Genomic DNA, 12,066 nt, shown 5'->3' on the forward strand with positions numbered 1-12,066 from the left:
AGGGTTTGCGACCATTTATACCTGATGACGGCCGTACAACAGTGCAATGGCGCAAGCGGGCAATTCTGAACTCGTCGACGCGTTCGAGCGGTTCTTCCGCGACTACTACGATAACGAAATCAAACAGCTTGCGCAGCGATATCCGAACGAACAGCGGTCCCTGCCGGTCGACTGGCAGGACCTCTATACGTTCGATCCGAACCTCGCAGACGACTTTCTCGAGCATCCCGAACAGCTCCAGCGGTACGCCGAGGAAGCCCTGCGACTGTACGACCTTCCGATCGACGTCAGCCTCGGCCAGGCACACGTCCGGGTTCGAAGCCTGCCCGACTCGGAGTCGCCCGAAATCCGTGAGATCCGCGCCCGGCACATGAACAAGCTCGTCCAGGTGCGCGGAATCGTTCGCAAGGCGACCGACGTTCGTCCCAAGATCGAAGAAGCCGCCTTCGAGTGCCAGCTCTGTGGCACCCTGACACGCGTCCCACAGTCGACGGGCGACTTCCAAGAGCCCCACGAGTGTCAAGGCTGTGAACGACAGGGGCCCTTCCGTGTGAACTTCGATCAGTCGGAGTTCGTCGACGCCCAGAAGCTCCGCATCCAGGAGAGTCCCGAAGGGCTCAGAGGCGGTGAGACGCCACAGGCACTCGACGTCCACGTCGAAGACGACATCACCGGCGAGGTGACTCCCGGCGACCACGTCTCCGCCGTGGGCGTCCTCCGACTCGAACAGCAGGGCAACCAGCAGGAAAAATCGCCGATCTTCGACTTCTACATGGAAGGGATGTCCGTCGATGTCGACGAAGAGCAGTTCGAGGACATGGACATCACCGAGGCGGACAAACAGGAGATCGTCCGCCTCTCGGGCGACGACGGCATCTACGAGAAGATGATCGGCTCCATCGCGCCAGCGATCTTCGGCTACGACGACGAGAAACTCGCGATGATCCTCCAGCTCTTTTCCGGCGTGACCAAACAGTTGCCCGACGGCTCGAGGATCCGTGGCGACCTGCACATGCTCCTGATCGGTGACCCTGGTACCGGAAAGAGCCAGATGCTGGGCTACATCCAGAACATCGCACCCCGCTCGGTCTACACCTCCGGGAAGGGGTCGTCCTCGGCGGGGCTTACGGCCGCTGCGGTTCGCGACGACTTCGGCGACGGCCAGCAGTGGACCCTCGAGGCCGGCGCGCTCGTGCTCGCCGACCAGGGGATCGCTGCGGTCGACGAACTCGACAAGATGCGGTGTATTACCGGTGACTCACTGGTCCACACCGCCGATGGAATCAAACCGATCAGGGACGTCGCTCACGAAGCGATCACCGACGGGACGATCGAAGAGTTAGACAACGGCCGAACGATTCGAGAGGTCGACCTAGCTGTCTGGACGATGACAGATGACGGGGCTCTCGAGGAGCGTGACGTTCTCGCTATCCACGAATACGATGCCCCCGACGAACTCTGGGAAGTCACGGTAGAGAGCGGAGAGCGGCTAACGACGACAGCCGATCACCCGTTTTTCGTTTTGGATGGCGGAGAGAGGGCAGAACGAAACGCGGCGGAACTCGAGGTCGGGGATTGGGTGTACGTCCCTCGCACACTCCCGACCCGTCTGACCGACGGCGGTGTAAGCGCGTTATCTTCAACTGATTCCGAAACGAAACGGAACGAGTTGTCGCCAGCTCACGGGTCGATCCTGGGATACATCGCCGGTGATGGAAATATCTTCTATGACCGGGATGAGGGAGTTTACGGGTTCAGGTTTACGAACAAAGAGCAAGAACTACTCGAGGACTTCGAAACGGCCTGTGAAGGCGCATTTGACGCGACCGCCGTTCGCCACCCGAGCGAGCAGCGAGACGATGGCGTCGAGACGGTTCGTCTTCACCGAAAAGCGCACGTTGACGAACTTCTCGGACTGGGTGCGAACCTGGAGAACTATGACGAGAAGCGATTGCCTGAGGAGGTGACGAGAGCGCCTCGAGAGACGAAAGCCGCTTTCGCTCGCGCGCTTGCTGACTCGGAAGGCACCGTCGACGAACGAGCGGTAAAGATCCACTCTTCGAGTTACGAGCTACTGCTCGGAACGAAAATGCTGCTGCTCGAGTTCGGTATTTCGAGTCAGATCCAGACTCGAGAACGCGAAGATGGTCGTGACTTGCACGTTCTTGCGATCACGGCAAAGCGGTCTCTGGAAGCTTTCAACCGCCATATCGGTTTCACGTTGAATCGGAAGCAGCACGCGCTTGAGTCTGCCTGTGGACGGACAACGGGGACCCGGACGATTCTCGATGTCGTTCCGGAGTGCGGAGAGTTGCTCGAACAGCTCCGTGGTGGCCTACGGTTGTATCAGTCGGAGTGTGGTCTCGAGAACGGTTCCACCTACTGTAACTTCGAAAACGAGGACGCAAACACGTCACTGCGTCTGGCGACGACAATTCTCGAAACGTTCGAAGAGCGAAAAGCGGAGGCTGTGGCCCATCACGACGAACTCAGCACTGAGACATCGTGGGAACGACTCGATGAACTCCGTCAACGGTACCACATCTCACAGCGTGAATTGGCGGTAGGGATGTCCCTTTCCCAGCAGCAACTGTCTGCTAAATGGGGTTTCGATTCAGACCACAGAGCAAAAGTTCGCCAACGGTTACGAAAGTTGTTAGAGACGCCATCTACGGTGGACCTGACTCCACTTCGTGAACTCGTCGATGGCGACGTGAAGTGGCGGCGGGTTACGTCTATCGAACGGATTGACTCTAGAGAACACGTCGACGGCCGAATAGCAGTCCTCGAAGAACAGTTAGCCGATGAATTAGAAGTGACGGATACAGACGGGATCAGAGAACGGGCCAAGGAGGTGCTCAGCAACCCAGTCCGCAACTCTGAGACCTGGTACGAACTCCGTGAGCAACTCGAGACGTACGGAATTTCCTTCCAGCAGGTGGCAACGAAGATGGACGTTGCTGGCTCGACTGTTTCGAGGTGGTTCTCCGGGACCGTCGATGTTGGCAACTTCGATGAGGTTAGTCGCGTTTGTAACGAACTACTCGCTGAAAAACGACGACGCATCGCTGACCTCCTCGAAGAGATCGAGCGCAGGGGTCGACCTCGGGTGTACGATCTCACCGTCGAGGGAACGCATAACTTCCTCGCAAACGGCATGATCGTCCACAACTCAGAAGACCGCTCGGCCATGCACGAAGCCCTCGAGCAACAGAAGATCTCCGTCTCGAAAGCCGGCATCAACGCAACGCTCAAGTCCCGCTGTTCGCTGCTGGGTGCGGCGAACCCCAAGTACGGCCGCTTCGACCAGTACGAGCCGATCGGCGAGCAGATCGACTTAGAGCCCGCGCTCATCTCGCGGTTCGATCTCATCTTCACGGTCACCGACCAGCCGGACGAACAGAAAGACCGCGACCTCGCAGAGCACATCATCAACACGAACTACGCGGGGGAGCTGACGACTCAGCAACGCGAAATGACTTCTCTCGAGGTCAGCACCGACGAGATCGAAGAGATGACCGAGAAGGTCGATCCGGTGATCGACGCCGAGTTGCTCAGAAAGTACATCGCCTACGCGAAGCAAAACTGCCATCCGCGGATGACCCAGGAGGCTCGCGAGGCGATCCGTGATTTCTACGTCGACCTCCGCTCGAAAGGCTCCGACGAAGACGCCCCGGTGCCCGTAACCGCACGGAAACTCGAGGGGCTGGTCCGGCTCTCGGAGGCGAGCGCACGGGTGCGGCTGTCCGATACGGTCGAACTCGAGGACGCCGAGCGCGTGATCGAGATCGTCCGGTCGTGTCTTCAGGACATCGGCGTCGATCCGGAAACCGGTGAGTTCGACGCGGACATCGTCGAGGCGGGGACGTCGAAATCACAGCGCGACCGAATCAAGAACGTCAAGGGACTCATCAGCGACGTCGAAGAGGAGTACGACGAGGGAGCACCGGTTGACATCGTCCTCGAGCGCGCCGCAGAGATCGGCATGGACCAGTCGAAAGCCGAACACGAGATCGAGAAGCTCAAACAGAAAGGCGAGGTGTACGAGCCGAGTACGGACAACCTGCGGACGACCTGAACGACCGCCACGAGACCTATCAAGACGGTTCTCGGAAGGAGCGGAAAATACCGACGACGGTACAGTGTCGCAGTCGAGGGTGTACCGACGATCGTTCAGGAGAGGTCTCGCAGCGTCTCGACCGTCGATCGGATGGTCACTGTCGCGACCCCGGCAACCTCGGCAGCGGCAGCCTGCGTCAGCGTCGGCCACTCTTCGCGTTCACTGGCGGCCTGATACAGACAGGCTGCGGCGACGCCGCTCGGGTTTCGTCCGCCGAGGCGACCGGCCTCGAGTAACGCAGTGGCGTGTTCGTGAGCACGGTGTTCGACGGCGGTTCCGACCTCGAGTTTGGAGGCGTATCGCGGAAGGTACTGCGTCGGATCGATGGGGCCGGTCTGGAGACCGAGGTCGCGGTTGACGGCGTCGTAGGCGACTTTCAGTTCGTTCTCGTCGGCGCGGGCGACGACGACGATCTCGTCGACGGTACGCGGAGTCGACTGGGTCCGACACGTCGCGTAGATGGCGGCGGCCGCAAACCCCTCGATCGACCGTCCCTGGAGCAAGCCTTCCGACTGGGCCGACTCGAACAGGGAACACGCCTGTTCCTGTAGCGACTTGGGGAGCGAAAGCGACGATGCGATCCGACCGATCTCGGTAAAGCCGTACACCTGATTGCGCTCTGCTTTCGAGGAGATTCGAGTGCGATTATGTTCACGTCGAAGTCTGGCGATCTGGCGGCGCTTTCGGCCGGTTACCCTGACCTCGTAGTTCGTCCCCGAACCGGTTCCATATCCGATCTCGGTCGACAGCCCTCGGTCGTGTCGAGAGCGCGTGAGCGGTGCACCCGTGCGCCGGCGCTCGGTCTCCTCGTCGTCGAACGATCGCCACTCGGGACCACGGTCGATCGCGGCTTCGCCATCGACGAGTCCGCACTTCTCACAGACCATCTCGGTCCCTGTTCGTCGTACTCTCCCGTTACATTCCGGGCAGGCTACAGACCAGTCCATCTCCACCATTGGTGATAACTACCTAACACAACATCGATCGTGATTGTATTTAAACTATTGGTGATGGAAATAACCTTCGGTGAGACAGTTCTAGTGTCGACCGGCAAGGGTGGACCCGGAGTGGTCGAGTGACCCGATTCAGTCGTCGAACCCGTCGACATATCCCGGGGAAGACAGAGGTCCTCATTCGGATGGGTCAACAACCACCGTATTTGACAGCCAGCTATCCGCTTTATGCGTGTGCTCGAGGTAGGACGCGACAGCGATTTCGGTGACCCTAGCAATGACCGAGCAACGAACGGATCCCTACCAGTGGCGAGTTCCCGACGGCGCATCACCAACTGCACCCCACATCGCGTCGATGACCTGGCGAGATGGCCTGTTCGCACACTGGCCGATCGAGCCCGATGCCTTGCGACCACACGTTCCGCGGGCGCTCACGCTCGAGACGAGAGACGGATCGGCGTGGGTGAGCGTGTTGCCGTTCGTCCTCGTCAACGCAGGCCTTCGCGGCACGCCGTCGGTCACCAGGCTGGCGTTTCCCGAACTCGACGTCAGAACGTACGTCCGCTACCGGGGCGACCCTGGCCTGTTTTTCTTCAGCATCGACGTTGGGAACTCGCTGGTCGCCGGGACCGTAGCCCGGACGACGCGTCTGCCAGTACAGTACGCCCGCATGCGCGTCGGTTCGGGCGGGGAAGGAGTCGGCTTTTCGAGCACCCGAGACGCCCGACCGTTCGAGAGGGACGCCCTCGCCCGGTTCGAAGCGACGTACGAACCAGTCGACGACAGCGTCCAGCCCGAACCCGGAACACTCGAGCACTGGCTCGTCGAACGGCGACGGTTCTACGCGCCGACGGACGGTGGGTTACTGGCCGGCGAGTTCGCCCACGATCCGTGGCCGCTCCAGCCGGCCGACGTGACGATTCACGAGAACACGATGTTCGAGGCCAACGGGTTGCCAACGCCCATCGAGGAGCCGATCGTTCACTACTGCGGAGAACTCGAGATGACAGGATCGATCCCACGTCGCGTCTGAGGCAACTGGTTTTCGGTAGCTCGGGTCGTCGAGAAGGAACTCGAGTCGACCCCGACGTCGTTAGTTCGACTTGTCGACCCCGACGAGATCGTACGGCTGGCCAGCGTCGCCTGCCATCGCCCGTTCGTAGACGACGTGGGCGGTGGCGACGTCCTGGATCGCGAGGCCAGTCGAGTCGAAGACGGTGACGCCGGTGTCGTCGACTCGACCGTCTGTCGCCCCGACGACGAGTTCGCCGATTTCGGCGTCGATATCGACATCGGTGAGCGTGCCGTCGTGGTACGGGACGTTGATCTCGCCGGAGTGTGTACACTGTTCGTGGTCGTCGATGACGATCGTCGCGGCCTCGAGGAGGGCGTCGGTTAGTTCGTGTTTGCCCTCGGCGTCAGCACCGATCGCGTTGACGTGGGTATGCTCGGCGACGTCGTCGAGGTCGACGATCGGGTCTCTGACGGGAGTCACCGTCGAGAGGACGTCGCAGTGGCCTGCCTCGGAGATCGAACCTGCACGGACGTCGAATCGGTCGCCGAAGGCGTCGACGAACCGATCGATACGCGACTCATCCATATCCGCGACGACGACGTCTTCGATCGGTCGGACCTCGCTGATCGCCTCGAGTTGCGTGTACGACTGGACGCCCGCGCCGACGATCCCCAGACTCGAGGCGTCTTCGACGGCGAGATACTCCGTGGCGACCGCTGCGGCCGCGCCCGTCCGTTTCATCGTCAGCGCCGTCCCGTCCATGATCGCGAGCGGGAACGCGGTCACGGGGTCGGAGTAGATCATGGTCCCCAGCACCGTCGGCAGGTCGTGATCGTCGGGATTGTCCGGGTGGACGTTTACCCATTTGATCCCCGCGGCGTCCCACTCACCCGTATCGAGATACGCGGGCATCGACCGGAAGTCGCCGTTGTACTGTGGCAGATCGATATACGATTTCGCTGGCATCTGCGTATCGCCACGTTCGAACGCCCCGAAGGCCAGTTCCACCGCGTCGATTACCTTGGTCATCTCTGCGTTCTCGTCGACGTCCGAACTCCCCAGTAGAAGCGTGTTCATACCGGCGAGTATTGAGACGAGCGACTTAAAATGATGTACCCTTCCATACGCGGTTCGTGTCGGTGAGACTGTCAGACACGTCACCGATTCGAGTAGAGGGAGTCTCAACGGTGTATAGTAGCAACGGCACCGGTTTGCACACTGATCGCCGATCCGTCTGGCGAGCAGGTGCGCACTGACGTGCAGTGGCTACTATAGGTGGCACCGAAAAAAAACGTCCAGCAGTGGGCGCTTTGCTCCCGCGCTACTCCGCGGTTGGGTGGACGTACGTCGTTCCCCCTCGGTTACATCATGCCGCCCATGCCGCCGCCCATACCGCCCATGCCGCCACCCATGCCGCCGCCGGCGGGCATGTCTTCGTCATCGTCGTCGTCGGCAACGGCGAGGTCGCCAGCGGCGATGACGTCGTCGATGCGCAGCAGCATGACGGCCGCCTCGGTGGCGGATTCGATGGCCTGAGTCTTCACGCGCAGTGGCTCGTAGACGCCTTCCTCGGCCATGTCGATGGTGTCGCCGGTGTAGGCGTCCAGTCCTGCGGCTTCGTTGCCGCCGTCGTGGTCGGCACGGAGCTCGACGAGCGAGTCGATGGGGTCCAGCCCGGCGTTCTCGGCCAGCGTGCGGGGGATGACCTCGAGGGCGTCGGCGAACGCCTCGACGGCGAGCTGTTCGCGGCCGCCGACGGAGTCAGCGTAGTCGCGCAGGGCAAGCGAGAGTTCGACTTCGGGCGCGCCGCCGCCGGCGAGCACCTTGCCGTCCTCGATGGTCGTGCGGACGACGCCAAGCGAGTCCTCGATGGCGCGGTCGACCTCGTCGATGACGTGCTCGGTGCCACCGCGGAGGATGAGCGTGACGGCCTTGGCGTCCTCGACGTCCTCGACGAAGATGCGCTGGTCGCCCGCGATGTCCTTCTGGGCGACGCTGCCGGCGAAGCCGAGGTGGTCTTCGGTCAGGTCGTCGACCGAGGAGACGGGACGGGCACCCGTCGAGCGAGCCAGCTGCGTCTGGTCGCTGGATTTGACGCGGCGGACCGCGATGATGCCCTCCTGGGCGAGGTAGTGCTGGGCCATGTCGTCGATACCGCCGTCGACGAAGACGACGTCAGCGCCGACGTCGGCGATCGTCTCGGCCATCTCACGCAGCTGAGCCTCTTCCTGTTCAAGGAACTGCTCGAGCTGGGCTGGGTCGGTGACGTTGACTTCAGCGTCGATCTCGGTCTCTTTGATCTCGAGGGCGCCGTCGATGATGGCGACGTTTGCGTCCTCGGCGAAGTACGGCATGTTCTCGGAGACGCGCTCTTTGTCGACGATGACGCCTTCGACGAGTTCGGAGTTCTCGATGGAGCCACCGACGACCTTCTCGATGCTGACGTTGTCCGTGTCGATGCCGTCCTCGTCGGCGACTGCCTGAACGGCTTCGACGACGAGGTCCGAAAGCAGGTCACGGGCGCTCTCTGCACCTTTGCCGGTCATCGCCGTAGCGGCGATCTTGTGGAGGATCTCGTCGTCGTCGGCTTCGACGTCGATGGCGATCTCCTCGAGCGCGTTGCGGGCTTCTTCGGCGGCCTGGCGATAGCCCTGTGCGAGCGTGGTTGCGTGGATGTCCTGCTCTAGAAGCTCTTCGGCCTGGCTGAGGAGTTCGCCGGCGATGACGACGGCGCTCGTGGTGCCGTCACCGACTTCGTCTTCCTGGGTCTCGGCGACTTCGACGATCATGTCAGCTGCCGGGTGGTCGATCTCCATCTCCGAGAGGAGCGTGACACCGTCGTTCGTCACGATGACGTTGCCCGACGAGTCGACGAGCATCTTGTCCATCCCTTTCGGGCCGAGGGTGGTGCGTACCGATTCGGCGACGGCCTTGCCGGCCTGGACGTTCATCGACTGTGCGTCTTTTCCGGAGGTTCGCTGGCTGTCATCCGAGAGAACGATGAGAGGCTGGTTGCCCATCTGTTGTGCCATAGTCAGAGGAAACGTTGTTTGTTATTCTATAAAAGCGTTTTGGATGTGGGAGACGGCAAAACCGCCAGCAGAGAGCGATAAGGTGACAAGGGACAATCGACGAGAGAACCAAGGCATACGGCCGGATGCCTTCGACAACGGCCGGAAGCCGAACCGGAGGCGTGCGTGAAAACGACGGACTGGACGAGCGGCTGGGTTAGGAGTCCCCGCCTGGGAACCGGTGATACTGGAGGCCCTGATGTTTCATCTCGTTGTGTCGCTCCTCGAGGAAGGAGTAGACGGCACCGTGGGGCGCACCGTCTAGGAGCATCTCGGCGGCACTACGGACGGCATCGACCTGCTGAGGCGTACCGATGATCCCGAGGGTCGAACCGTAGATGACGACGTCGGCTCCGGACAACTCTTCCATGAGTTCGCGGGTTCGCCCACCTTCGCCGATGAGTCGACCTTTCTTGCGTTTCATGTCGTTCGTGTTGCGCGAGGCAGCGTCGATGTCGACGAGGTCGAACAGCATGAGTTCGTCCTCGAGCAGTCGAAGCGCCGCATCGGGAGCAAAGCCGCGTCCGATGGCACGAACGATATCGGGACCTTTCAGGCCGCGAACGGGGTCACCGACGGTTTCGACGGCGACGGCACCATCTTCGGAGTCGATGTCGAGGCGAATCTCGGCTTCCGCTTCGATCTTGCGCATCGTCTCACCGCCTTCGCCGATGAGGACGCCGATGCGGTCCTGCGGAATCTTCACGTGTTGCATGTGCCTCGATACTGGCTGCGTGAGGTTAAGGTCTTGGTCCGCCAGTAGCCGCTGGGAGCCCTGTTCCCAGCCCAGGGCCGCTCGCTCTTGTGCCAGGACGGAAGCTCCTTCCGTGGATTCGCTCGTCGCCGTTCTCGCAGTTCCGACAGCGAACGACGACTGGTCGAATCACTCGAGCACTGACCGGAAACGCACGGACTCCGAGAGCGTGTCGATAATCGCAACCGTCCGGTCGTCCTCGGAGGGTGTCAGAACGTGTGCACCGGGGTTGATCACCGTTGTCCGACCCTCCTCGGAGAGGTCGCGGGTATGATGATGGCCGTAACAGACGAAGTCATACGTCTCGCCGGCGGCGATCGCCTCGACCTCCGCTTTATGCTCGCCGTGAAGGACAGCGAACGAGAGGCCATCGAACTCGAGATCGGCGAATCGACCGTGGAGTTCGCTCTCACCACCCAGCGCGTCGAAAGCCGCCTGCAGGTTGCGGGCATCGCCATCGTTGTTCCCGAGGACGCCGTGGAGTTCGAACGTATCGAAGTACTGGACCAGTAGCGGTGCGACGAAGTCCCCACAGTGAACGACGACCTCGACGCCCTCCTCGCGGAAAATCTCGGTCGCGCGTTCAGTTGCCTCGACGTTGTCGTGTGTGTCGGAGAGGAGTCCGATCTTCATACGCAGTGACGCGGCTGCGAGCATCAAAGTCGTTCGGGGACAGACCCCAGCGGCGAATCCTGCGGGTCGATACTCACCGCGAACGGGTCAGTCCCGCGAGGGATCTGGATCAGGGTCGGTGACGAACTCGAGCAACTCGTCGGGGTCGGTCTCGAGTCCCTGCCGGGAGAAGAAGTTCGCAACGTTCGTACAGTCACGCTCTAAGAAATCACGGCTGTTGGGGTGGTGGACGGTGACGGCCTGGCCGACGTCGATGATCACCAGTTGGCCCTCGTTGAAAACGACGTTGTACTCGCTCAGATCGCCGTGGATGATTCCAGCGGCGTAGAGCCGACGCATGTACTCGCGCATGACTTCGTAGGCGGTCTGTGGGTTCTCGATGTGAACCTCGCCGAGGCGCTTTGCGCGGCCTTCCTCGTTGCCGATGTACTCCATGACGAGGACGTTGCGCTCGACGGCGATCGGTTCGGGGACGCGCACGCCCGCCTTTCTCGCCCGCTCGAGGTTGGCGAGTTCCTTTTTCGTCCAGGCGAGTACGACGTCTTTTTTCTTGCCGCCCAGTCCCTCGAACCGGGGGTCGCCCTCGAGGTACTCACGCATCTGCCGGAAGTTCGAGGCGTTGATGCGGTAGACTTTGACCGCGACGTCACGATCGTCACCGAGTGCGTGGTAGACGTTCGCTTCCTTGCCCGTCGAGAGCGGGCCGCCGAACGCTTCGACGTGGCCGTCCTGGACCAGTTTGTACAGCGCGGCAAAGGTCGCGTCGTCGAACACCGACTGCTCGACTTTGAACTGATCTGCGTCTTTGATCCGCGTCTCGAACTGCTCGAACTCCCGGTCGCGCTTGCGAGCGATCCGGTCGGCCTCGGTGTCCGTAACGTCGATCTCCTCCCACTCGTCGCCCGGCGACTCGACTTCCTCTACGTCGACCAGTTCGAACTCGGCTTCCTCTCCCATCTATCCGAAGCTACGAGCGCGGTGCGGGTAAAGGCTGGGTATCGGCCGAGTGTTGGTCGAAGCCTTATCTCCCACCCCGTGCTAGTGCCAGCCAATGTATCACTCACAACGCCACGGTCGGACGACGAGGGACGAGTCGTGATCGGTCACGAGGTCACCCTCGAGTGGCCCGGCCATCGGCGCCGGACCGTGATGGTTCCGTCCCAGGAGACGGTGCTCGAGGCTGCCAGCCGAGCCGGCGTTCGACTGCCGTACGACTGTCGGTCGGGAACCTGCATCACCTGCGTCGGTCGACTGCTCTCGCTCGAGCGCGAAGCGGACTCCGGCGAAGACGAGGACGGGACGACTGACAGTGACGAACCACTCGACGCCGCACTGGCGTTCGATTACCGTAGTCCCCCGGAAGCGCTGACCGACCAGGAACGAGCGGACGGCTACGTCCTGTTGTGTATCGCGACCCCGCGAGCGGACTGTCGGGTCCGCGTCGGGCCGATGGTTCGAGCCGAGGTCGGTGACAGCCCCTGGAGTTGACGCCCTCGAGGGTTGGCGCTCTCCGCCGCGAG

9 protein-coding genes are annotated in these 12,066 nt (G+C 61.8%); 3 read left to right on the top strand and 6 right to left on the bottom strand.

From position 1 onward, the window contains the following. The first annotated feature begins 46 nt into the window (after positions 1-46). Positions 47-4,078: an LAGLIDADG family homing endonuclease gene (locus AArc1_RS16705; protein WP_117365434.1), complete on the top strand. Its 4,032-nt coding sequence runs from the start codon at positions 47-49 to the stop codon at positions 4,076-4,078. Between the two features lie 95 nt (positions 4,079-4,173). Here the strand turns inward: AArc1_RS16705 and AArc1_RS16710 are convergent, their stop codons facing one another. Further along, the gene (locus tag AArc1_RS16710) at positions 4,174-5,067 is read right to left on the bottom strand and encodes a transcription initiation factor IIB (RefSeq protein WP_394341226.1); all 894 of its coding nucleotides are present in this window, start codon (positions 5,065-5,067) and stop codon (positions 4,174-4,176) included. 283 nt (positions 5,068-5,350) lie between these two features. On the opposite strand from AArc1_RS16710, the gene AArc1_RS16715 reads away from it, so the two are divergent. Continuing rightward, entirely contained in the window at positions 5,351-6,106 is a 756-nt protein-coding gene (locus tag AArc1_RS16715; RefSeq protein WP_117365436.1) for a YqjF family protein, read from the top strand. Between the two features lie 60 nt (positions 6,107-6,166). Here AArc1_RS16715 and AArc1_RS16720 read toward each other — a convergent pair whose 3' ends face one another. The 5 genes from AArc1_RS16720 to rio1 form a co-directional block, all read right to left on the bottom strand. Further along, positions 6,167-7,165 (bottom strand): ornithine cyclodeaminase family protein, encoded by a 999-nt coding sequence (locus AArc1_RS16720; protein WP_117365437.1) that lies wholly within the window; start codon positions 7,163-7,165, stop codon positions 6,167-6,169. Between the two features lie 284 nt (positions 7,166-7,449). Then, positions 7,450-9,108: a thermosome subunit alpha gene (thsA, locus tag AArc1_RS16725; RefSeq protein ID WP_117365945.1), complete on the bottom strand. Its 1,659-nt coding sequence runs from the start codon at positions 9,106-9,108 to the stop codon at positions 7,450-7,452. Positions 9,109-9,316: 208 nt separating this feature from the next. Continuing rightward, a complete protein-coding gene (locus AArc1_RS16730) occupies positions 9,317-9,874 on the bottom strand; it encodes a KH domain-containing protein (RefSeq protein ID WP_117365438.1) in 558 nt (185 codons plus the stop codon). 168 nt (positions 9,875-10,042) lie between these two features. Continuing rightward, positions 10,043-10,546, bottom strand: a complete 504-nt coding sequence (locus AArc1_RS16735) for a metallophosphoesterase (protein ID WP_117365946.1) — start codon at positions 10,544-10,546, stop codon at positions 10,043-10,045. Positions 10,547-10,633: 87 nt separating this feature from the next. Further along, entirely contained in the window at positions 10,634-11,503 is an 870-nt protein-coding gene (gene rio1, locus AArc1_RS16740) for a serine/threonine-protein kinase Rio1 (protein ID WP_117365439.1), read from the bottom strand. Between the two features lie 138 nt (positions 11,504-11,641). On the opposite strand from rio1, the gene AArc1_RS16745 reads away from it, so the two are divergent. Beyond that, positions 11,642-12,034, top strand: coding sequence for a 2Fe-2S iron-sulfur cluster-binding protein (locus AArc1_RS16745; protein ID WP_117365440.1), 393 nt, complete (start codon positions 11,642-11,644; stop codon positions 12,032-12,034). The last annotated feature ends 32 nt before the right edge of the window (positions 12,035-12,066 follow it).

This window comes from Natrarchaeobaculum sulfurireducens (assembly GCF_003430825.1).
Lineage (GTDB): Archaea > Halobacteriota > Halobacteria > Halobacteriales > Natrialbaceae > Natrarchaeobaculum > Natrarchaeobaculum sulfurireducens.